Below are 21,740 nucleotides of genomic sequence, written 5' to 3'. Positions count from 1 at the left end.
CCAGACAAACTGCAAATTGTCTCGATAGAGCGCAGGAAAGTCGCGAAAGAGGAGCGTCCTGCCCGCACTTCCCGCCGCAGAGTCAGGTGTCGGAGAACCGATCGGGCTCGATTCGCGACAACCGCATCGCGTTCCCGGTGACACCGAGGCTCATCCCCATATCACCGACAACGACCGCCAACGCAACGCTGACCAGCCCCAGTGGCACGCCCAGCGCGAGCAGGAACTTCACGCCGAGACTCGCCCAGATGTTCTGCCGGATCACCCCGTTGGCCGTATGCGACAGGTCGTACAGGTACGGGAGTTTCCCGACGTCGTCGCCCATCAACGCAATATCGGCCGTCTCGAGAGCGGTGTCGGTGCCGGCCGCGCCCATCGCGATGCCGACCTCCGCGGTGGCGAGCGCGGGCGCGTCGTTGATGCCGTCACCGACCATCGCGACATCACCGTACTCTGCCTGTAACTCCTCGACAGCGTCGACCTTCTCGTCGGGCAGGAGTTCTGCGCGATACTCGTCGACCCCGACCTGCTCGGCGATTGCGCGGGCGGTGCCCTCGTTGTCGCCGGTGAGCATCACCACGCGCTCGACGCCCAGCTCGTGCAGGCGTTCGACGGCCCGCTTCGAGGCCGGGCGAACCTCGTCGGCGATGGCGATCGCACCCAGCAGTTTCGACTCCGTCCCGACGATAACGACAGTCTTGCCCTCCCGCTCCAGCGCGGAGAGGGCATCCTCGGCGAACGCCCCGTTCTCGCCCTCGGTCGCCTCTTCCGTCATAACGCCGCCGTCCGTCTCGCGGCGTGCCCGAGCGAGGTCGAAGCCCAGTTCCTCGAAGAGCGCGGGCTTGCCCGCATAGTACGTCTCGCCGCCGATCTCGCCGCGGATGCCCTTCCCAGTGAGGCTCTCGAAACCCGTCGGGTCGGGCAGGTTGCCCACGCCCGCCTCCTCAGCACGGGCGAGAATCGCCGTAGCAATGGGATGCTCACTGCGCTGCTCCAGCCCAGCGGCGCGACGGAGCAGATCGTCCTCCGTAGTGTCACCCACCGGAACGACGTCGGTGACGGCGAGTTCGCCCTTGGTGAGCGTCCCGGTCTTGTCGACGGCGACGGCGTCGACCTCGCCCATCGCTTCCAGGTAATTTCCGCCCTTGATCAGGACGCCGTTCTTCGCGGCGCTCGTGATGCCCGACACCACCGAGACGGGTGTGGAGATGACGAACGCACACGGGCAGGCGATCACCAGCAGCGTGAGCCCACGGATGAACCACGTCTGCCAGTCGCCCGCGAAGGTGAACCCGTAACCGGCTAGGTCCACCGCCACCGGATCAGCGATAACCAGCGGCGGGATAGCGGCGGTCAGGATTGCCAGCACGACGACGAGGGGTGTGTAGTAGCCGGAGAAGCGGTCGACGAACTGCTCAGACTCGGTCTTCTTCGCCTGTGCGCCCTGTACCATTTCGATAATACGCGAGAGCGTCGAATCGCCAGCGGTCGAGGTGACCTCTACCTCGAGGTACCCCTCTTCGTTGATCGCGCCGGCGTACACCTCGTCGCCGGTGGTCTTGTCGACGGGGACGCTCTCGCCCGTGATCGGCGACTGGTCGACTGCACTCTCGCCTTCGATGACCGTCCCGTCGAGCGGAATCTTGTCGCCGGGGCGGACGACGACGGTCTCGCCAACGTCGACCTCCTCGGCGGGAACGGTCACTTCCTCACCGTCGCGACGGACGGTCGCCTCGTCGGGCGAGAGTTCCATCAGCTCGCGCAGGGAGTCCCGTGCCCTGTCCATCGCGTAGTCCTCGAGCAGCTCGGCGATGCTGAATAGGACGGCCAGCGTCGCGGCCTCGACGAAGTAGCCGATGCCGGTTGCGGCGATGATCGCTGTCCCCATCAGGAGGTCGATGTCGAGGCTTCGGTTCTTCGCGGAGTAGTACCCGCTGCGGACGACCGGGATGCCACTGGCCGCGACGGCACCGAGGAACAGGACATCTGCGATGTGTAGCGGGTACTCGAGGACGCTCGCCACCGTGACGTTCTGTCCGGTGAGGAGGAATTCGAAGAGGAGGCCGAGCGTGACGAACGCCGCGCCGAGCCACGTCTTCTTCGCGCGAGGACTCGTCCAGACCTCCGATGGTGGCGCGATGTCGACGCCGTCGGTCGCCTGGTTGTCCTCATCATCGCCCTCAGCGTCCGAGCCCCCGACGACCTCGTAGCCGGCGCCTTCAATCGCCTTGATTACGTCGGCTTCGCTAGTCCGATCAGGGTCGTACGTGACGTTGGCCGTGCCGGTGGTCGGCTGGAGCGTGGCGTCAGTAATGCCGTCGACACGCTGGAGGCTCTTGTCCACCTTTTGGGCGCAAGAGGGACAGTCCATCTCGGGAACGGCGAGGCGGGCGGTCAGCTCACGTCGCTGTCCGCCGCCGCTCGTTTCTCCTGCTGCGTCCGGATTCTCTGTCATTACCTCACGGTAGGAGTGGGAGTTCCATATGTCTTTGTTGGAATATTCCAACTGCGGCCCTCAGTGCGATGCCAGCCGTTCTTCCGCTACCCGCTCGCCGGCGACATGTTGCTTCGCCAAATGTTCTTCCGCCCGACGGAGTCGGTAGGTGAGTGTTGACCGTGGCACGTCGAGATGCTCGGCGAGTTCGCCGACGTCGACCTCGCGGGGTGACTCGTAGTAGCCGTGTTCGACAGCGGCCTGGAGTGCGGCCTCCTGTGCTGGCGGCAGGCCGCTCGGTGTCCCGTCGCCTCCCCCAGCTGATGTCGTCGTATCCGCGGTGCGGAGCATCTCCATCTGGGCGCATTCCCCGACGGCAACCCCGAGGGAATCGAAGAACGCCGCCACATCGCCCTCGTCGGAGTGAATGAGCCGCCACGTGTAGTGGCGGCCCTCGTGACGGGTCTCGAACAGCACACCGTCGCCGAGGTGGTCGCGGGCGATGTGGGGGACTGAGGCACAGGCAGGGGTCCGCTCCCAGTCGGAGTAGAGGATGAGCGTGTCGTCCGTGCGGTCGAGGACACGGGTGGTCTGGGTTGCGCCGCAGTCCTCGGTGGCGAGACAGTCGGCGTAGTAGTCGCTGTTGCGAAACGCGTCCTCGATGGCGTCGAGTGCGTCCGGAGTGCCGGTGGCATGGTCGACTCGCCAGAGCTGGTCGGCAGTGGCGTGCAGCGAGAGTGAACGAACGCGAGCGTCGGGGTGGTCTGCGAGGGCGTCCGCCACCCTGTTGCAGCCGGGCTCGTATTCGAGAGCGAAGACGAGTTCGCGCATACCCCGACTAAGGCCTGCCACGACATAACCCATGGCTTGGGGCGATGTCTACTGGCGGGTATCAGATCACGTCGTCCGGGTCGTGAACCTCCTGCATTCGCTGTGCTTCGGCCGCGTATTGCTCCTGGAGGTCGGGGTCATCGACCATGCCAAGATTGCCGGGTTCAGCATCGACTGCTGCTGTCGTATCTCGGACGTCGGTGAAGGACGTGAGTGCGCGTTCCTTCCGATAGTACTGTTCTCCATCGGGTGTTGCGTAGGTGAGGATGATCAGGTTCTGCTCGTCATCGGAGTACGTCCGTTCGACAAGCCAAACACGAACGTCATCTTCAGACTGATTTGACATACTTAGACGTCCCCCGATATCCACTAAGGGATTGGTGTTACGGCTTGCCGAGACTCGCTGTCTCGAAGGGTGATTCTCCGGTCGGAATGAGCAGCTCCTGTCGGTCTCCGACCCGCTCAGCGAGCTTCCGTTTCAGATACTGTATCGCCGTTGACGGCGTGAAGACGCCCTTATCGAGCATGTCGCCGACGACGTCTTTGAGGGCCGCGAACTGTCCCTGTAGGTGGCCGTCGCCGACCGGCTTGCCGTCGTACCAGCGCACCGTCGCGAGCGCGCCGTTCCCGACGGTCTCTCCCTGTTCGACCGTCTCCGAGTCGTACTGCAGCCCGAACCACAGCGTCCGATAGGCGGTCACCTCGAAGGTGGGTGACACCACGAAGATCGCCTCGTGGTGGAGATAGTCGAGGTGGTCCGCGACGATCTCGTCGAGGGTGAGCCCGGTGGCACGGGGCTTCGGCTTGACGACCGACGACGGACGATCCTCGCCGGCGAGGTAGCCGTCGACGCCATCTGCTTCGAGGCCATCGGCCAGTTCCGCCAGCAGCTGTTTCGCCCACTTCGAGTCGGTGTCGTCGCCACCGAACGGTGTTTCGGCCGAGATTCGGTGCTTGAGCTTGAGATTCGCTGCACCCCAATGAGAGTAGTGGAGCGTGTACTGTCCGTCTGTGCGTTCGTACGCAACGAGTGCGCGGTGGCCCATTGAACAATCTCCTTGCAGGACGACCCACGACTGGATCGCCCCGCACCCCTCCCGGGGGACGAACAACGCTACTCGTCGATCGGGTCGGGGGAACTGAGGTCCGCGTGGAGGACTTCGCCGTCGCGAACGACGTACCGTTTCGCCAGCACGGGAAACCGGCACTTGGTAAATCCGGCTGTCTGGATGTCGAATTCTTCGTTCGGTTCGAGATACTCCGCGAGCGACCGGAGGAACTCGTGAGTGACGATGCCACCGTCGTAGTCAGGAAGACCGTTCTCACGGGCCTCGTACACTTCGAAGCTGTCGTAGCCCCAGATAACGAGTTCGCCGTCGTCGTCCACTTCCCAGTTGAGCGTCCCGAAGCAGTGGTTCTCACAGAGCTCGCGGACTGCCTGTGGATCCGATACGAGCGCGCCGGTCGATGTCGTTGCGGCTTGCAATGTTGCCATGGATTGTTCTCGGGAGCGGTCTCGCGCCCCCGCACCCTTTCAGGGGGCGAGCAACTGCTCACGCTGTGACGGCCACATGACGTTGCGCTGCCGATGCGTCGAGCTGTCAGGATTCTCTGTTGATGTCACCGTCCCTCGTCGTATTCGGTTGGGTGAGAAAATCTACCTGCTCGAGGAGCGTCGTCGCGGTGCTAATTCGCTCTCGATCAGCGGGCTCCAATTGGTCGCTGTCGATACTGGTGAGGCTACTGAGCGCGCGGTGGAGTCGATAGCCGGGGGTGTCTCGTGGATCCATGTGTGCGCCTCCGCCAATTCTCGGCGCCGAAAAACACCGGCGGGCAGTCAGCAGGTGTGGTATCGTCGGGTGGTCGCGAGCTGGCTTCTGTTAACCAACAACTCCGAGCCGACACCAGAATTGTTGGTTAATTTGACGTCGTCTTTACTGATCGGCTTCGGGTTCGGGCCCGTAGCGTGGCGTGCCGCACCGCTGACAGCCCCACATTGGCTGCCCGGTCCACTCGTCATCGGGGACAGCCTCGAATTCGCGGAATCGATGCTTAGTCTCCCGATCACACTCTCGACACTCGAGGTGAGTTCTGTTTGGGCGCTCGCGTCGTGGCTGTTCGGTATCGGTCTTGTCAACGGATTTCTGGAGCGCAATCGCTGGCACCAGCCAGAGGTCGTTGTCTGCGTCCTCACGTAGGCTTGCAAGACGAGCTTCGGTGCGAACCTCGCTCCCGGTTTCGTCGTAGAGGAACGTCGTGTGCTCGCCGTCGTGACAGGACTGCGTCGTCTCTGTCCACGCCGTCCGCTCACGAGCAGCCGCGAGCAGCTGATTACCACATTCAGACGTGACCCGTGTCGCCGAGGGGAGCGAGGGCCACTGATCGACAAGCCGTGGGGCCGGTTCCTCGTCGAGATCATAGATTAGCTTGCAGTCATCGACTACTGGGTCATCGTCTGCCTTCGCGAGGAGGGTGGCCGCAGCAGATCCCTTCCCGACGGCGCCGTAGAACGTCGACGCCTCAACGACTATGTGGATGATATGGAGGAGAGTCTGTTCGGCAGTCGATGTGTCCTGATCGTCGGCTGCTTCGAGATGGTTCGTGAGACAGAACCGGCACTTCGACTGGCCAGCGGGGATCGACGCTCCACAGGAATCGCACTCGGTCTCACCTTCTGTCGGGTCGTCTGGATAGCCCGCGTCGACGCCACCAGAGCGTTGCCGCCGGGGCTCGCCACTACTACTGGCGAGTTGATCGTCGGGAACGTGGGTCGCTTCGCCGAGCGGTCGGAGGGCTTCGTAGTCGGCGTACTGGTCGGTCATAGAGTGATCTGGCCGTATCATGCTTCGTCTTCGGGTTTAAATAATGGCTCTCACATTAATTAGCCTACAGACAGGGGGTGTCATAGAGCGGTTCGGCTCTATTGAAATCCTCAACGGATAACATATTCTGACGCAGGTCGGTAAGTACAGGCGACCCACAGATCGTTCGGTACAGCGACCGAATCAACCTACACAACTTCTTATAAGTCGTCGAAGTCAGCAACGGTAGTCGCCATGCCGAGAAACATCAACCCAAACCCAGCGGCACCTGCCGGGATCGAGCTCTGTAGGAGGAATCCGCCGGTGAACGCACTAACACCGCCAACAATAGCTCCACGCTTCCTTGCCGGGGCGGCCTCACGAGAGAGAGAAATAAACGTTCGGCGATGTGCTATCATCATTGAACTCACAGCCACATAGAGCGGTAATAGTGAGATTGTAAGCAAGTGATCTGTCGCAGCGAATTCTGCGACGGATGCCGTAACTAACAGTCCAACAAGTAGTGACACAGCGTACCGGAGGGCACGACGCATATCCCGAACTGTGGTTACTGCGGCTAAAAAACCATCTGTGTTACATACACTGGCCGACTGGCTTTCCGGTTATTGTGCACACCGACTAAGCGGCTGTTTCACTCCAAATAGGCTGGTAAGAATCCGTCTCGATGTGATGCGTAGCTTCGGTAAGTACAGTTGAATCAGTTATCGGATTCCGCTGCTCCATCTCCACGACGACGGAGAAGAATACTAATGAAAGCAACAATAGCGACACCTGCGATGAGCTTTGACCGTGACATACTGAATTAGTCTACGTACTACCGCATAAAAAGTGTACGGCTACCGTAGAACGAGTGACAGCGTTCCGCTCCGAGTAGCCCTATCTTTGTGTAGCTTGTACTGTCTTCTTTAAGTGTGAGTATACAAAATGCGCCACCTACTGAGCGGCTATTGCACCGGACACACTGGTGAAGAGAAGGGCACTAGAAGTTAATCGTCGGCAGACTATACCTCCGGGATTTCACCAATAAGAGCCGGTGATACGACTGATATCGCTCTCTCCGAGTCTACTAGTAGTTACTGTATATGGAACGCCCTCTCCCCGAGAGTGTCACTGAGTGTTTGGCTGCACCACACCAATCGTCTACTAGGACGAGCTCACGGGCCAGCACTCGCTCAGACAGATATCAGACCCGGGAATTGTTAGTCGTGATTTTCGCGCTCGGTGATCTCGGCAAAGGCAACGTTCTCAGTGACGTCGGTGATTTCGACGGTGACACGCTCGCCGCGCTCGGTATCAGGGACAATGACGACGAAGCCACGCTCGACACGCGTGATGCCGTCTCCTTGATCGCCAATATCTTCGATTTCGACGGTACGCTGCTCGCCTTCGGCAACCGGTGGCGTGCTCGGCGTCTGCCCGCGCTGTGAGTCGGTGGGAGTCTCGGCAGCGTCGTCGGTGGCTGCTGCTCCGAGAACAGCCACGCGGTACGTTTCGCCCTGCTGCAGCTCGCCACGGTCTATCTCGCGCTCGGGAATCTTAATGAGATACGTCCCGTCTTGCTGTTCGACAGCGCCAGCGAATAGACACCGCAGTTGGGTGGGAATCTCCATTCTCGTGTTCTGATTGAGATACGCTGTGAAGGCCACTTGATGGTGCTGTCTTGCTACTCCGGCGCGACAACGTCCCCACACGATGGACACTCTGCCCAAACGCCGTCAGTCCCGTCGTCTTTGCTGTATTCAACAAGCAACCACGCAGAGGTAATCGGGTCGCCACAGTCCGGACACTGACCAAGCGACGAGTCATCGGTAGGCATGCCTAGGGGTGAAAGGAGCGTGTGACAGGTCCTTTCACGTGGAGTTCACTCCGGTTGGAAGATAAGCCTTTGGCGGATTTGCTGGTTGTACACCCCCGGATTTCCGGAGAAAATCCCGCACCAGTACCATTAACTCACTGCTACCGGAATAACGGATACTCATGAGTGTCCGTGCGGTACTCGCTCGGCTACTCCCCGGTGACGAGCCGGAGGTCGTCGTTGAGTGCCGCCAGTGCGGAACGAAGCTCCCACCAGACGCAGATCAATGTCCTGACTGTGGATCAGACGAGATCGGGCACCACAGGATTTCCGAGTAACTGATCGTGCTCCTCGGCAGCGAGCGTCATCAAACGGCACACACACCGTCTATGACTACCCCGACAAACGGTAAGTACAGCCTCTGAGTGTATCATGCTCGCCGCTATTCAGCGACCTCAAATGGAGCGGCGAGTGCGATGCCTGCATCATGCTCGGAAAATCCCCAGTAGATGAACCGATAGGTGGCTGGTGTGTGTATCGTACACCGCTGGAACGGGCCTGAAAGCTCGTTGGCACTAAGTGCCATTTCCCAGCGGAGTTCTTCGCCTGGTTCCAGCACTCGTTGCGACGGCGACCACTCGTACTCTTCGGGCACGCCGATGGTATTCCGCCACGTTCCGTCAGGACTTAACCGCTGAATCATATATCGAGGTTCCCCCAGTGTGGTGAGTGGGTCAGTGGATTGATTCGTTAGTGTCGCCACGAATTGCTCACCTGGCGCAATAGATTGTGGCACCGTCAACGATGCATACCGAAGATAGTCTACAATCGACCGCTTTGTGAACACTTCTCCGACGTCACGGTACCCCGGAGAGCAGACTTCCTGTTCATTTCCTGTAATGGAATCAAGGCAACCGGCGAGGGAGGTTGCCCCGACTGAACCACCGAGTGCGAGAAGCTGACGACGTGAGAGAGGAGGGCTCATAGTAGAAACAACTGCACCTTGTGGTATATCTTTTTGCCACCACTCTCTCGTTGAATCATCCGGTGGATTCGCACACTCACTTACTGGTTGTTTCACCGTACATAATATCTGATCAATAGGATTTCAACAGCGGCAAATTGGTTACTCCATGGCCAGGCGATCTCTGCGACAAGTATTGATTTGTGATGTTCCCGAGACTGGGTCTGGAGGGGTCGCGGGCGCTGTTTGCTATCTCTACTCGTTCGTGTCGTCGCTGTCAGAAAGCCTATGGTCGATGGTCTGGCTGCTACTGGTATGGCGGAATGCCAGAACTGCGGCGGCCATGTCACGGAGGTCTACGTTCGTGTATTCACACCGGATTCGGTCGACGAACCGCAGGTGTGCCCGAACTGCGAGGATATGACCCGTGGCCGTGAAGGCGTCCGAGAGAAACGCACGTAGCAGGCCAACCCGCTCCACGGAAAACGGGGCTGTTGAACGCATCTTGGTTCGTTATCCAAGTCGCGGCCATCGCCGGGCGGTAGGACTGTGCACTGTGCGCGTTTCGAGTTATAGGATTGTGTCCGACCACTCATGTTTGCAGTCCGTGCATTCCCAGAAATAGACTGCCTCCCCGTCCACAGTTCCTTTCCCGGTCGTGTGCGCTGTCGAGCTACACTCAGGGCACGAACTGACGGGCATTATCCCAACTACTCTTTTGCGTCCTGATGATGTTGGTGGCCGGCTGTACTGAGCAATTGACGGTAGAAACCCATCAACTGATGCGTGGTTCTCCAGAGCCGGCAAACTCGAGTGCTGTGCGTGGTCGACGATTCTACAGACTTATTCGGTCGCGAGGTCGTCGTAGATCTCCTTGTGTTCGTCGAGATTCTGGCGACCAAGGAACCGGATAAGGTACCGCTGTGCCTCCTGGCCGGACAGCTCATCCAAGTTCTCCGGGCGGTCACGTCCGGTGGGTATCCTTACGGTGGATTTGCTGCGCTATTCAGTCGATCCAGATCCCGATTCTCGTACGCTGCCCGCCACATCGCGTGAACGGCACGCGTCACGAGTGACACTTCAGTTACGTCGATACAGGACGGCTCGGCATCCGTCGTCGTGGCCTCGGGCGGCGAATGGAAGTGAATCTCGGGAGAGTGCGTGTTCGGGTGGCGGTCGAAGCGCCAGTTGACGTCGTCGCTATCGACGTAGTGAAACGAGTACATCCCTAGTTCGCTCCACTGGATATCAAGCCGAGCGCTCTCGGCATCGGCGAGCCCGTCGCTGAGACTAATCTGTAGTTCCGTGGGTGCGACAACGTCGTCGTACCCTGTTTCGTCGACGAGCGGCTCAAGCTCGAGCCAGAGATCTCGGATCCGCTGCAGCGCCGGGAGATATATCGGCCCGAACTCGCCAGCACGGTCGTCACCGTTCATACCGCGAGCTGATGGCTGGCCTCGTCGTAGGCGAGCGCGGCTTGTGCGACGGCGAGATTCTGCCGCGTCGTCCGCCACGCCGCCAGGTCGTCCCAGCCCTCCGTCTCACCGGCATCAAGTTGCTGGGCGAGTTCCTCCGGCGACACCACGTCGTAGTGGTCCTCGTAGCGCCGGATCTCCGCCTTCATCTCTCGGATGCTGTCGAGTAACTCCGGGCGATCGACTTCCTCACGCAGCTCACGGATCCGGGACATCAACACCCGGTCGCTGTTGCGCTTGTACAGCGTCGTTTGGCCATCCTGTTCCGTCTCGGCGAACCCTGTGTTCACCAGCGTCTTACAGTGGCGACGTGCCGTCGGCTCGCTCACGAGGGCCCGGTCGGCGATCTCGGCGGCCGACTGCCCGTCGTGGGTTTGTTCGACGATTTCGTACACCCGCTCGAACGGCGTGGTGTCGTCCTTCCAGTCCGCCTTGACCTGCTCGTTGACGTCGTCCCACGTCTCGGTCATACTGGGTGCTACGCAGCCAAGGAACAAATAATTTCCTGAGAAAACTATCTAACGCCAGTAGCTGTGCAGGAGCGTTGTCAGGCTACATGCTCCTCTAACGTCTCGTGATGCGCCCGAACCGTGGTTGGCGTGACGTTCCCTGTCTCCGCAACGTCGCTTTGCGTCACCCACTTTCCCTGTTCCTGCCCCGCTTTGTAGAGGCAGGCCGCGGCGAACCCAGCCGGATGGACGCCCGTCGTCACGCCGCGCTCCTCGGCCTGTTCCGCGAGCGCTCGGGCCCGCTGTCGGATCTCGTCCGGACACTCGAGGTCTGAGGCGAGTCGCGGCACGAACATGCTGGGGGAGACGGGCTCAGCGGGGAGGCCCAGCTCTTCGTTCAGCGTTTTGTACGCGTTCGTGACCCGTGACTCTGCGACGCGGGCCATCTCGCTGACGTCGTCCACTAACCGCGAGCGGCCGTTGCACCGGCAGGCCCCGTAGACGCTGGCCGCGGCGATGGCCTCGATGGATCTGCCACGAAGCAGATCCTCGTCTTGGGCGCTCCTGAAGAGCTGACACGCCTGGTCGCGGACCGAATTGGAGAGTTCGAGGGCACTCGCCAACCGACGCACTTCGCCCAGTCCGTGGGCGAGGTTCCGTTCCGCTTTCGACCGCCAGCGACCCCGAGTCTGCTCACGGCGCATTCGCGCGAGTCGCCGTCGCTTCTGCCCAGAGATCTCGTTCCCCTTCGCGTCGGTGCCGCGACCGATCTCCGTCGACAGGCCGCGATCGTGACGGGCCGCAGTGAGTGGAGCACCCGTTCGTTCGCACTCCTCGTCGTCGTACGCCCGCCACTCCGGCCCGTGATCGATACGCTGTTCGTCGATGACCAGGCCACAGTCCTCGCAGACTGTTTCGACCGCGTTCGTCGTGACGCGACCCCCACATTCGGGACACTGATTTCCGTCGTGCTGTACGTCCTCGTCGAAGCCGCGCTCGTAGCTGTCACTACTTGCCATCGTTGGTTCGCACCGAGTTTGGAGTGTCCGCCATCGTGACGGATCCCCCACCGATCACCGGGGGTCGAGAAACACGAGTTGCGGTGCAGGAGCGGGTGCTGCGCGTTGCTTCACAACGGAACGGCGCACGTAAGAAGAGGCGTGCGGCGATACACAGCGCGCTGTCGAAAACAGCGTGCCGACAGCTCAGCCTTCGAGCGCTTCACTGACTCGTCGGAGGACGGTAGGGACGGCAGCAGCGTAGTGGTTTGCGATGGCGTACTCTGCGTAGAGGTGGCGACCAGGCGAAGCAATCGTCCCGTCGTCGATGCTTCGGTCGGCGTTGTGAATCGGGTTGTGGACGTGGTGGGCGAGCCGACGTGCGAGCACCGCAGGCGAACTGTCGAGGAGGTTTTGAAGTCCGTCCACGGCGGCAGTCCGTTCCGTAGCGATCGCTTCGACTGATTCGGGGATTCCGTACGCCCCATTCGAGACGGCGTCAGTTGCGGTAGCGAGTGCGCGATCCGCTGTGAGCGCGCGCATCGCCTGCGCAACCACGAGTGCATGATGGTCGTTGTCGTGGCGCTGGACGGCAGTCTGCGCGGCATTCCACCGCGAGCGCGAAAGTTCCCGGAGAAGTTTCTCAGCGGCAGTGTTCTCGATGTCGCTACCGAACCCACTCGTCAATGCCTTCCAATCAGGTTCGTCTGCGTACGCGGCGACATCGTTGACGAGGGTATCCGCGACGCTGGCAAAGTGCGACCCGTAGTCGTGGGAGTTGTCGAGCGTCGACGTGTAGTAGTCGTGGAGGCGGCGGGCATCGGTAGCGTATGCGCGTCCCCACTCAATATCTTTCGCGAGTTCGGCGACGTGCAGGACGGTGTTCTCGTACTCGTCATAGTCGTTCGTCCTGATGATACGAGCGCCAGTCTGGCCCCAGCCGGCAATCTTGATATGTTCAGCGAGTGCGGCCACGGAATCGTCGGCTGGACCAACGTACGTGTACTCCGCGAGGAACGCTTCGGTGTCCTGGCGGTGGCGCTTACGGCGTGCAGTGATATCGCTTGGCGTCAGCGACTCCTCGAAGGCGGCGAACCCGGCGTTAGCGAACATCGCCTCCGATCGGGGATGTGTCAACCCCGCCAGCGCGTCGACTCGACTACCACTGTCGTCCTGAGGGAGCGCGTCGCGTGCGTACTCGCGTTCGCGAGCGAGCGTCCGACGTACCACCTCGTTCGGGATCTGGGAGAGCTCCGCGGCGTCGAGGAGGGACCGAATCCGGTCGCGAGCGCTCGCGACGTGTGCCGTCGGTGGCTGGACGGGCGTTCGCGGGGGGATAGAGGGCAGCTCGCTGGGGAGCTCGGCGAGTGCGGCCTCGTCGTAGTCGACGCTCGACGTACTCGAGAGCGGGTTGAACCGGCTACAGCCCGCGATCGCACTCGTGGCTGCAGTTCCTGTAGCCGCGAGCATCGCGCGACGCGTTAATCGAGTCATGCTGACTCACTCTCGTTCTGGTAGCGGTCGGGAATCGGGTCACAACTCCCACCGCTACTGACGGAGAACCCACTGTACTCGTCTGCAGGGAACGGTAGCCGCACGAATGCGGCGACGTAGTCGCGGGCGTCGCGCTCGCAGTCGAACGTGGCGTCACGAACGACACGGCAGAAGTCGATACGTGGATCGCCATCGATATCCTTAGCGACGTAGTTCAGCTGGAACCGATAGCACTCCCCGATCCGTGTTTGATAGAGCAGGACAGACTCGTCTGAGTACGCCGTTTCCGCGACAAGTCGCCGAACAGCCGCAACACCGGTCGCATCCTCGGCGAATTCGAGGGCTTCCGCCGCACTCTCGCTCTCGATGACGTGGAATGAGAGTGGATCAGCCGTCGTCGTGGCTTCGCCGCCTACTGCCTCGTCGTCGCGCGGCGCGACGACTGGTCGGTCGGTCGGCGAGTGGGTTTTCGCGGCGACGTAGTCGGTAACGAGCGTGCCGTCCTCGGGCGGCGACTGATGGGGCTCTGACGCGCTGCAGCCGGCAAGCGCGGTCGCAAGCCCGGCACCGATGCCGGCGAGGAGGGCCCGTCGGGAGGGCGTGGAGGGTGTCGGGACCATCGCACCACAATACCCCACAGACTGCTAAGAAAGCTGTGGTCACACTGCGGTCGTGCTGGCTGTACAAGAACCCACCATATGTGTCGATGCGGCCACACAGTACGAATCCGCGATTTCTACTAGAGAGTATACGGCCGGGCAAATACACAGAGGTTGTCCTCCCTAGCGCTCCCCGATAATTTCTCAGTTCCTAAGGTTGTGGCTGCGCGCGCAGCGAAGCGAGCACGGAGCGGAGGGTGGGGGTGGCGGGGTCTGGGTCGGTTCGGCATAAAGCAAAAAAAGACGGCTGCGTCAACTGGCTATGCGTCCCACCACTGCCCGCGCTCGGGGAAATGAAGGGTCGACCAGCCAGTGACGGCCAGTGAGACGCGTCCTTCGTACCAATTTCTCGCCGCCCCGTGGATGCGCACCTGTTCGCCTTCCTCGATCCATGGGGCATTCGACTTCTCCCAAATCGTCACCTTCGTTTGCCCACTGTCGTCCACGATGAGGCCAACTTGAGCGATGGCTGGCGAGTCACTCTCCCAGAGCACCTCGATCTGACCTTCGACACTCACTTCGTTGCGATCGACGTCCTCGAGGGCATCGATGGGCACGGTGCCTGTTGGCGCCGTCTGCAACGCCTCGAACACCCCGACGACTGCACTCGTCAGGTCTTTCCCACCGACGACGGCTTCACCCAGCCGCCGGCCAATCGCTGCTCGTGACCAGCCAGCCAGTTTCTCGGCCAGCCGCACCGCCTGCTCGTTTACTGCCGCCAACTCCGTCTGCGTGAGCAACGCCCGCGGATCATCCCGGTCCGGCGCCGCCATCGGGTCCACGCTCGCTCGCCGCTGCTGGAACTCCCGGCGCCGGTTCGCACTCCGCTCCGCCGCCATCTCTCGCGTCCGTTCCTCCCGACCGTCCTGCGTTCCCAGCTCGGCCTGGGCACTGATGCGCTCCAGTTCGGCTTCCCGCGCCCGAATGCGCTCCTCCTGTTCGAGGGTGACGCCGTGAATCCGATCCTTGCTCGTGTCCGCGATCCCGTCCGGGTGGTTCGCATCCACCTTCGCCTGCGTCTCCTGCTCGACCGCGGCCTCGAACTCCGGCGTCTCGTCGACGACCGGGAAGCCGTCCTCATCGACCGCCTGACCGCCCGCTTTCTCGAATGCCTGTTCATCGACCGAAACGACCTTTCCGCTAGCGTTGTTACTAGACATTGGAATCACTTACAGGGTGATTTCCACGAAGGCGCTCAGCGCCCGACACCGCGATGCTCTGACATCGCGGTTTTCCGACGACAACGACCGACAGCACCAGCTGCGCGCTCTCGCTCGCGCCTTCGCGAGCGCCCTCCCGGGCGCGAGCGAGAGCGCGTCCGAACGGAGGAACCCAACCAGCCGCGCGCGCCGTCCTGCCGAGCGCTGCGTGGCCGACCACAGGGAGGCCACGGGCTCGCGAGCGGGGAGCACCGCGACCCGCGAGCAGCGAGGCAGGGCTTGGAAGACGAACGAAGTGAGTCTTCCAGCGACCCGCCCGGAGCGAGCGGCCAGCGCATTCCCCGTTCGCCGCGACGCAACCACGTCCGTCGCGGTCGGCGAAGCCGAGGTCCGCAGGACCCGAACGGGTGAAGCGCCTGGCGTCGAGGGCACATTCACTTTAGCCCGGCAGGAACCGCACCGACTGGAGCGGAAGCCCGCCCGGAATGGTCGGTCGCGAGCGAAGCGCGGCGCGACCACCAGGAGCGCCGCGACGCGAACGGCGACCGCAGGGAGCCGTGAGCAAGCGGAGGGCGGCACGCGGCGAGCGGGGCGGGCCGTTGCGTACTACCTACCCAAGGAACCTGATTGAGCCAAATCTAGTTCAGTATTCGATCTGAATCAACGAATATGGCCGCCGCAGCCGCGGTTCGATACACTGGAAGCGGCCTCGATGTGGTCCTTGCAGTCGTCCTGCTCGGCGTTGCCGCGATCCACGCTGCTGCTGGGGTGCCGACAGCTGTCCTCCCGGCTGTTGGTGGCGTGGTCCTCCTTGGGGCTGCACTCGCCCTCGCTCCAGTCACTCGCCATCGCATTCGCCAGAACGGCAGCACTCGGGGAGATCTGTTGGTTTTCGGTGGCGCGCTTGCTGTTGCCGCGCTTGCCGTTGGTGGCTTCGTGCTGGTCGGTCGCGTCCTATAAGAACAAGCTGACAGCCCAAGTCACACAGTTGGCCGGTCACGCAGACGGTGGATCACGGACGTCCGAACGCCCACGATCAAGTAGATAGACGTAGCTACCAACGAGGACGATTGTCAAGCCGAGTGTTCCAATTACTTGCGCAGCTGGAATTTCAGCTATTGGCGCATGAGTACGGCTGAAAAGGAACGTCTTGGCGATACCAGTACTGACGGAGAGCACGAGCAGTGTCGCCCAGAGTCCCATTATCGCGTACCCCAGTTCGTCGAGGTGGGCTGTGTTCAAAGCGTGGATGATGAGGCCGCCACCCACGAGGACTGGGATACCGAGTAGCGGACTCGTTGGATCAGCCACGAGAATCCCAGCCCCGAGAACGATAGCAGCACTGTAAATAATCCCTGTAAGGAGACGACGTAATTGCTGGCGGATAGCCATACCTAAACTGGACCTCTTGAGAGTGAGTTTCAGCTATTATTCGGCCCAGTGAAGGAGATAGAGCAGATAGATGCTCGCGGCTGTAATCAGTACCCCGACGGCAGCAAAGGCGACAGCAGCCAGCCCAGTCGTGTAGAATGCGATCTGGACTGCCTGTAGGCCAACAAGCACCGTGAATGCTGCCAAAACCGTCCAAAAGATTGTCGAGAGCAGGGACAACCCCGCCTTCGACACCCCCTCCGTGACCGCCCGCCGGATTTCAGATTCAGTGAGGTCGTTAGAGGTTCCCATATCGAATGATATTCTCGCCAAGTATTATAAATTGGTGTCTCAGTCGAACAGGTTTCGCTGGATATGGTATGCGAACCGCTTTGGGTGCGGGTCACTGACTGAGGCTCTGCTGAAGTTCTCAACGGTTACCATATTCTGGCGTGGGTTGGTAGTACAGACAATCTATTTACAACAGAGCGACCAACCAAGTTCTGAATGGCTGCCCTCCATACTCTCCGGGAACAGGTCCGGCCGGCGGCGCTGCTGGTTATGTCCATCCTCATCGCGACGGCTACCTATTTCGAATTCGTGTACTCCGGCCCACCGACGCTGTATTCCGTCGTCCTCTGGATGATCGTGGTTCCGATGCTGTTAGCGTCGACGGTGACTGGAGTTCGAAGCCATCCACTCTACCAGCCGCTCGCGTATGGTGGGTTCATCGCAATCGGGACGTTACAGTATCTAGACGGTGAATGGTTCCTGCTCGCGATACTGTTTGTCCTCAGCGGGATTTTCGGTCTGGCCATCGAATTTCGCAACCGAACCGATGCAACACGTTCAGGTCAGCAGCAGTAACGCTGTTCGTTCTCTCACCAGGGAGCACTAGAAGGGCCCACCTTCTGACCGCCTGTTTCACTCCCGATCAGGCTGGTGAGAACCCGCCTCGATGTGGTCGTAGCTTCGGTAAGTACCGGGAAAGTACTTATGACTTCATCATAATGGTTTTCGAATATGATTGACCTGAGTCAACTCCCTTGGATGGCCACCATGGTTGTTGGATTCCTCGTTTTTGCAGCGTTCTACTACACGATTATCAAAGAGACTGGTAACCTCATTAACTGGCTCCGCTCAGACACATAATAGTCTCAAAAACAGGCCAGCCAGCGTACATTCAACCCGCTTCTCGTTCTTTCTCAGGCTCGAATGTTCGCACTGACTACGAACTGTTGCTGAACGGAAAATCGAACCCGAATGTCTTATTGAACTTCTTTTTTCGATATTCAAACTCACGAAAATGGTGGTTACTCCGCATATCTACTTACTAGCGGATTCGGTGATTTCTACGACGAAAAGTAACCATTCCGTAAGCAGTTCTTTGGCACCTTGATCAGATCCCTCACAGTAGGTGGTGAGCAGCGACGCCGCGCAACCCCTCGCGCTTACCCGTTGGCGTCGAGACCAGATTCATTTTAGCCCGGAACGGGCGCGGGCGGTGTGGAGAGCGCCCGCACGCCCGGACTGGTCGGTCGCGAGCGAGGCGGAGGGCGGCAGCGGCGAGCGGGGCGGGCCGTCTGAGCTCCAGGTGGAAAAATTCCGTCTCAATCGCGGACGTTGCCCCGTAGGTGCGCCCACTGAAACCAGCCCGATCGGCCGAACTACGGCTCTCTACCGAGCGTCGCTCGGAACGCGAAACTCAAACCGCGCTCCCCCCTGGCTTCCCTCAGTCACGGTGACCGTCCAACCGTGGGCATCGACAATGCGCTTCACGATGACCAGTCCGAACCCCGTCCCCTCGGCGTTTGTCGAAAATCCACTGGTAAACACCTCCTCTCGGTCGGCTTCTTGGATGCCACGTCCATCGTCTTCAATGTAGAACCCTTCATCACCAGAAAGATCGCCGACCGTAATGGTCACATCCTCACCGCCATGTTCGATGGCGTTCCGAACGAGGTTCTCAACAAGTTCCTTCAGTCGGTTCTCGTCTGCCAAGACGGTCTGGTCGGTCTCGACCCGTAATCGGGCGTCGGCCGTCTCAACGTTCCCCCAGCACGCCTCCACCAGCGCCCCCAACTGCACCGGGTTCAGGTCGTCAACGTCGTCGCCCTGTCGAGCCAACGACAACAGGTCTTCAATGAGCGTCTCCATCCGACCGTGTGCCTCGGCCATCGTCTCGAGATGGTCGCTATCATGCTCCTCCTGCAATAACTGAAGGTGCCCCCCAATAATGTTGAGGGGATTCCGGAGATCATGTGAGACGATCGCGGCGAACTCGTCGAGCCGCTCGTTCCGCTCGGTGAGCGCCTGCTCGCGCTCGACCCGGTCGAGTGCGGCCTCCAAGTTCGCCGCAAAGACCTGCGCGAGGTGTTCGTCGGAAGTATCGAAGTCGCCGACGGTCGTCGAGCCTGCCATCAACACACCGTGGTCGCCCAAGGGAAGGTGTAGTTCGCTCCGAAGCGGGGTCTCCGGATTCAGGACGTTGTCAGCCTCGCGCACGTCAGCATATATCTCGAGTGTGTTCATCGCGTATGCACGCCCGGCCAAACTCTCCCCAGCGGGAATCGAAGGCGGTGGCCCGCCCAGCACTTCTTCCGTTCGGTCGGACCAGGCAACGGGGACGAGGGCATCCTGCTCCGGGCTGTAGAGGTGGATCGAGTTCATCGGGAGGCCCAGAACCTCTGTCGCAGTCTCAGACGCGATGGTTGCGACCTCGTCGGTAGTCGTTGCTGCCATCAGGTCCCGTGTGGCTTCGTGGAGCCGTTCGAGCGTTCCTTCATGTCGCTTGCGTTCGGAGATTTCGTGGGTGGCGACGACATAGCCCGCGATTTCGGTCGCCTTCTTGTTGCTCATTTGCGCTTCCAGCCAAACCCAGGACCCGTCAGCGTGTCGGAAGCGAAGTTCGACGCCGCTCGTGGTGTAGCCCTCAGTAGCCTCGACGGTTTCGTAGAAGGTATCGGCCACATGCTGGCGGTCATCAGGGTGGATGTAGTCAAACACGGTGTCCCCGATAAGGACCTCAGGGGTGTATCCGAGGTACTCTTCGATGGTTGGGTTTTTGTACTTGATGACGCCCGATTCGTCTACCACCGTCAGCATATCGGGGGATACCCCAAGAAGTTCTTCGAGAGCCTGGGCAGAGAGCGATTTAGTCATACGAACCAGTTGGTCCCGCAGGTATAAGGCTTGGATGCCTGAGATATATGTGCCACCGAGTGAGTGGCGACTGTCGATCGAAATTGTCAGTTGGAGGTTGGAGGGTACCAATATTACAGCCGGGTGCTGGCGGACTCAGAAAGGGCGAGGCCGCCTCGGCCGTCCCCCGACCCCGCAAGCACCGCAGGCACGAGGCGCGCAGCGGTGGTCGCGGGATGCCGAGCGGCCGAGGGCTTTCAGAAACTGTATTTCAATCGTCGTGCTGCGCGTTCAATTCTGTCAGGAACTGGCCGGCTGCTGTCCCGATACGAACACCGTCGACGTTACGCATCTCGAGGTCGTGCGTGGCAGTCCGAAAGGGGTAGTGGTCGACGAGGATGCGATGGATAACGGTTCGGACAGGGCCGGTCCCGTACCTGTCGACGACAGCCGCCATCATCTCGTCGAGATGTGCATCCCGGTGCTCCGTCCGGGGATGCTGCGCTCGTTCGAGGACGAGTTCGACCACGTCATCTACTGATGCGTGCTCGGGATTCTTGGTTCGTTCACGAACGTCGTAGAGAGCGTCGTCATCGGGCATTCCAAATCACTTCGAAGTATCTTCCATGGTGTCAGGACTCTTCGAGCAATGAGCGAGCTCGCTGCACGTAACTGTTCGCGCCCCAGCTACGGGCGTCGCTGATCGCATCGAGGAGCAGCCGCGCATCGGGAGCTGATAGGTGTTCAGTTCGAACGAGAACCGAGAGCAGCGTCGGTGTCGTGACGAGTCGGGTATCAGCAAGTGAGGCGTGGATCAAGCCAAGTTGGTTGAACTCGTCACAGAGGAGGAGCGCAGCATCGAGATCGTTCGCGAGCGTGACCGCCGCGTTCTCACCGTCATCGAGCGGAAACTCGGCATCAAGATCAACCGACTGTGTCGTGAATGCATCCACCCTGTCGAGGACGGCGGACGCAGCGTGTCCATGGACGTCATCGTAGGAGGCGATCTCTCGGAGCTCATCGATGACCGCCGTTGGGACGATGACCTCATACTGGGAGAGACAGAGTGCGAGTGGATCAGGATCGTCGTCAGTAACGATCCCGAGACTCACGAGGGCGGAGGCGTCTGCGATAAGCCGCGACATCTATGCGTCGGCGACCTCGTCGATGAAGTCCTCGTCCAACTGCTGTTTCAACACTTGGAGGTTTGCCGCCTCCTCGGCGCCGACGAGCGCTTTGAGCTGCTCGAAGCTGATCTCATCGTCGTAATAGGCGGCAGCGATCTCCTGGGTGAGTGCGTCGTCGTGAGCGGCGTCTTGGAGGTACTCCCGAAGCGCGGTCACGAGGACGTCTGTTCGGTCTTCCCCGAGGACTGCGGCCAGTGCGTCGGCCCGATCGATGAGCCGATTGGGGGCCCGAAACTGCACGCGCTTCTTATCGGTGCTCATGATGTGTACATTGTGAGCCAACGTACTTAGCCGTTTTCGTGTGTACGATGTGAGCCTCACTCGGCCAAGCGTCACTCGGCCACGAGGTGCTCCGTGAGGTCACGCGTTCAGTACGTCGCCGGCCCACCGGGACTACATCGTGCACACCGCTACAGTGGGCCTTCCAGATGCCCGAGTTCGACCCGGAACCGCGTGAGCGCTGCAAGTGCGTCGACGACGAGTCCACACCCGTCGCAAGCATGGTGGTCACGGTCATCGGGATCGAGACTCGACTGGATCGCGCAGTCGACGCAGATCGGGTGCGTGACTCGCTCGTCTTTTCCCCAGGTGTAGGCCTCCCCATGTCCGCACCGGGAACCACATCGCAGAACGCACAGCCGGAGAGCGTCTGTTGCATCACTCTCCTCCTTCGTCGGCGTCACGAGCGGCGGTCCAGCCTCGATGAAAGACAGCGAGTTGGAGGATCGAGTTGAACGCCTCGCCGCTCGGTTCGTGGACGAGAACCCGTTCGTCGGGGACGGGAGTGACGACATCACTGTCGACAAGTTCACTGACGATTCGTTGTGCCGTCGTCTCGTCGATGTCCGCCGTCGAGACTCGGGCTGCATCCCGGTCTTGTGCGACGAGTTTGGTTTCGAATCGCTCGTGATCGTCTGTTGTGTCGTCACGGATGTCTGGACCAGTCATGGAATTCATACT

General features: G+C 60.8%; 27 protein-coding genes and 1 pseudogene. 3 read left to right on the top strand and 25 right to left on the bottom strand.

All coding sequences use genetic code 11. The features are described 5' to 3' along the window. Positions 1 to 82: 82 nt before the first annotated feature. From SM754_RS16085 to SM754_RS16045, 11 genes are all read right to left on the bottom strand, one after another. Positions 83 to 2,455, bottom strand: a complete 2,373-nt coding sequence (locus tag SM754_RS16085) for a heavy metal translocating P-type ATPase (protein ID WP_323677251.1) — start codon at positions 2,453 to 2,455, stop codon at positions 83 to 85. A gap of 60 nt (positions 2,456 to 2,515) precedes the next feature. Beyond that, positions 2,516 to 3,265: a helix-turn-helix domain-containing protein gene (locus tag SM754_RS16080; RefSeq protein ID WP_006183449.1), complete on the bottom strand. Its 750-nt coding sequence runs from the start codon at positions 3,263 to 3,265 to the stop codon at positions 2,516 to 2,518. Positions 3,266 to 3,326: 61 nt separating this feature from the next. Further along, complete coding sequence (locus SM754_RS16075) at positions 3,327 to 3,611, bottom strand: DUF7967 family protein (protein ID WP_006183450.1); 285 nt, start codon at positions 3,609 to 3,611, stop codon at positions 3,327 to 3,329. A gap of 37 nt (positions 3,612 to 3,648) precedes the next feature. Then, positions 3,649 to 4,311, bottom strand: a complete 663-nt coding sequence (locus SM754_RS16070) for a DUF6735 family protein (protein WP_006183451.1) — start codon at positions 4,309 to 4,311, stop codon at positions 3,649 to 3,651. Positions 4,312 to 4,379: 68 nt separating this feature from the next. After that, positions 4,380 to 4,760, bottom strand: a complete 381-nt coding sequence (locus SM754_RS16065; RefSeq protein ID WP_006183452.1) for a hypothetical protein — start codon at positions 4,758 to 4,760, stop codon at positions 4,380 to 4,382. A 106-nt stretch (positions 4,761 to 4,866) separates the two neighbouring features. Then, positions 4,867 to 5,055, bottom strand: a complete 189-nt coding sequence (locus SM754_RS20585; protein WP_096396460.1) for a DUF8012 family protein — start codon at positions 5,053 to 5,055, stop codon at positions 4,867 to 4,869. Positions 5,056 to 5,199: 144 nt separating this feature from the next. Continuing rightward, complete coding sequence (locus tag SM754_RS16060) at positions 5,200 to 6,087, bottom strand: biosurfactant protein 1 (RefSeq protein WP_096396480.1); 888 nt, start codon at positions 6,085 to 6,087, stop codon at positions 5,200 to 5,202. A 200-nt stretch (positions 6,088 to 6,287) separates the two neighbouring features. Then, a complete protein-coding gene (locus tag SM754_RS20580; protein ID WP_049912073.1) occupies positions 6,288 to 6,620 on the bottom strand; it encodes a DUF8153 family protein in 333 nt (110 codons plus the stop codon). Between the two features lie 666 nt (positions 6,621 to 7,286). Continuing rightward, positions 7,287 to 7,697, bottom strand: a complete 411-nt coding sequence (locus SM754_RS16055; protein WP_323677294.1) for a TRAM domain-containing protein — start codon at positions 7,695 to 7,697, stop codon at positions 7,287 to 7,289. Positions 7,698 to 7,750: 53 nt separating this feature from the next. After that, entirely contained in the window at positions 7,751 to 7,903 is a 153-nt protein-coding gene (locus SM754_RS16050; RefSeq protein WP_260173143.1) for a DUF7837 family putative zinc-binding protein, read from the bottom strand. Between the two features lie 421 nt (positions 7,904 to 8,324). Then, complete coding sequence (locus SM754_RS16045; RefSeq protein WP_323677250.1) at positions 8,325 to 8,537, bottom strand: hypothetical protein; 213 nt, start codon at positions 8,535 to 8,537, stop codon at positions 8,325 to 8,327. A gap of 597 nt (positions 8,538 to 9,134) precedes the next feature. Here SM754_RS16045 and SM754_RS20575 point away from each other — a divergent pair. Then, a complete protein-coding gene (locus SM754_RS20575; RefSeq protein ID WP_501993810.1) occupies positions 9,135 to 9,308 on the top strand; it encodes a DUF7563 family protein in 174 nt (57 codons plus the stop codon). Between the two features lie 521 nt (positions 9,309 to 9,829). Here the strand turns inward: SM754_RS20575 and SM754_RS16035 are convergent. The 8 genes from SM754_RS16035 to SM754_RS16000 form a co-directional block, all read right to left on the bottom strand. Further along, a complete protein-coding gene (locus SM754_RS16035) occupies positions 9,830 to 10,282 on the bottom strand; it encodes a toxin-antitoxin system TumE family protein (protein ID WP_323677249.1) in 453 nt (150 codons plus the stop codon). Beyond that, positions 10,279 to 10,791: a winged helix-turn-helix domain-containing protein gene (locus SM754_RS16030; RefSeq protein WP_323677248.1), complete on the bottom strand. Its 513-nt coding sequence runs from the start codon at positions 10,789 to 10,791 to the stop codon at positions 10,279 to 10,281. Before SM754_RS16030 ends, SM754_RS16035 begins: the two co-directional genes overlap by 4 nt. Before the next feature lie 77 nt (positions 10,792 to 10,868). Beyond that, positions 10,869 to 11,789 (bottom strand): transcription initiation factor IIB, encoded by a 921-nt coding sequence (locus SM754_RS16025; protein ID WP_323677247.1) that lies wholly within the window; start codon positions 11,787 to 11,789, stop codon positions 10,869 to 10,871. A 186-nt stretch (positions 11,790 to 11,975) separates the two neighbouring features. Next, positions 11,976 to 13,238 carry a hypothetical protein gene (locus SM754_RS16020; RefSeq protein ID WP_501993812.1) on the bottom strand — a complete coding sequence of 421 codons (1,263 nt, stop codon included), beginning with the start codon at positions 13,236 to 13,238 and terminating at the stop codon, positions 11,976 to 11,978. A 20-nt stretch (positions 13,239 to 13,258) separates the two neighbouring features. Next, positions 13,259 to 13,882, bottom strand: a complete 624-nt coding sequence (locus SM754_RS16015; RefSeq protein WP_323677245.1) for a hypothetical protein — start codon at positions 13,880 to 13,882, stop codon at positions 13,259 to 13,261. A gap of 299 nt (positions 13,883 to 14,181) precedes the next feature. After that, positions 14,182 to 15,081 (bottom strand): DNA-binding protein, encoded by a 900-nt coding sequence (locus SM754_RS16010; RefSeq protein WP_323677244.1) that lies wholly within the window; start codon positions 15,079 to 15,081, stop codon positions 14,182 to 14,184. Between the two features lie 996 nt (positions 15,082 to 16,077). After that, complete coding sequence (locus SM754_RS16005) at positions 16,078 to 16,473, bottom strand: hypothetical protein (protein WP_323677243.1); 396 nt, start codon at positions 16,471 to 16,473, stop codon at positions 16,078 to 16,080. 36 nt (positions 16,474 to 16,509) lie between these two features. After that, positions 16,510 to 16,764: a hypothetical protein gene (locus SM754_RS16000; RefSeq protein ID WP_323677242.1), complete on the bottom strand. Its 255-nt coding sequence runs from the start codon at positions 16,762 to 16,764 to the stop codon at positions 16,510 to 16,512. 195 nt (positions 16,765 to 16,959) lie between these two features. Between SM754_RS16000 and SM754_RS15995 the strand changes: the two genes are divergently transcribed. Together SM754_RS15995 and SM754_RS15990 are read left to right on the top strand one after the other, a co-directional pair. Then, positions 16,960 to 17,319, top strand: coding sequence for a hypothetical protein (locus SM754_RS15995; RefSeq protein WP_323677241.1), 360 nt, complete (start codon positions 16,960 to 16,962; stop codon positions 17,317 to 17,319). 156 nt (positions 17,320 to 17,475) lie between these two features. Beyond that, positions 17,476 to 17,604: a hypothetical protein gene (locus SM754_RS15990; protein ID WP_323677240.1), complete on the top strand. Its 129-nt coding sequence runs from the start codon at positions 17,476 to 17,478 to the stop codon at positions 17,602 to 17,604. 525 nt (positions 17,605 to 18,129) lie between these two features. Here the strand turns inward: SM754_RS15990 and SM754_RS15985 are convergent. The 6 genes and pseudogenes from SM754_RS15985 to SM754_RS15960 form a co-directional block, all read right to left on the bottom strand. Then, the gene (locus tag SM754_RS15985; protein ID WP_323677239.1) at positions 18,130 to 19,614 is read right to left on the bottom strand and encodes a PAS domain-containing sensor histidine kinase; all 1,485 of its coding nucleotides are present in this window, start codon (positions 19,612 to 19,614) and stop codon (positions 18,130 to 18,132) included. A gap of 250 nt (positions 19,615 to 19,864) precedes the next feature. After that, positions 19,865 to 20,194, bottom strand: a complete 330-nt coding sequence (locus tag SM754_RS15980; protein ID WP_323677238.1) for a DUF8158 family protein — start codon at positions 20,192 to 20,194, stop codon at positions 19,865 to 19,867. Between the two features lie 31 nt (positions 20,195 to 20,225). Then, positions 20,226 to 20,738, bottom strand: a complete 513-nt coding sequence (locus tag SM754_RS15975) for a PIN domain-containing protein (protein ID WP_323677237.1) — start codon at positions 20,736 to 20,738, stop codon at positions 20,226 to 20,228. Beyond that, positions 20,739 to 21,041 (bottom strand): hypothetical protein, encoded by a 303-nt coding sequence (locus SM754_RS15970; protein ID WP_323677236.1) that lies wholly within the window; start codon positions 21,039 to 21,041, stop codon positions 20,739 to 20,741. A 107-nt stretch (positions 21,042 to 21,148) separates the two neighbouring features. Beyond that, positions 21,149 to 21,438, bottom strand: a pseudogene (locus tag SM754_RS15965) (DUF7558 family protein). Next, positions 21,438 to 21,728 carry a DUF8069 family protein gene (locus SM754_RS15960; RefSeq protein ID WP_323677235.1) on the bottom strand — a complete coding sequence of 97 codons (291 nt, stop codon included), beginning with the start codon at positions 21,726 to 21,728 and terminating at the stop codon, positions 21,438 to 21,440. The pseudogene SM754_RS15965 and the gene SM754_RS15960 overlap by 1 nt, the downstream one beginning before the upstream one ends. Positions 21,729 to 21,740 lie beyond the last annotated feature (12 nt).

The sequence above is a fragment of the Halorubellus amylolyticus genome (genome assembly GCF_034808145.1).
In the GTDB taxonomy this organism is placed as follows: Archaea; Halobacteriota; Halobacteria; order Halobacteriales; family Natrialbaceae; genus Halorubellus.
Note: the sequence above shows the minus strand (reverse complement) of the source record. Positions and strands in the feature narration are given on the sequence as shown.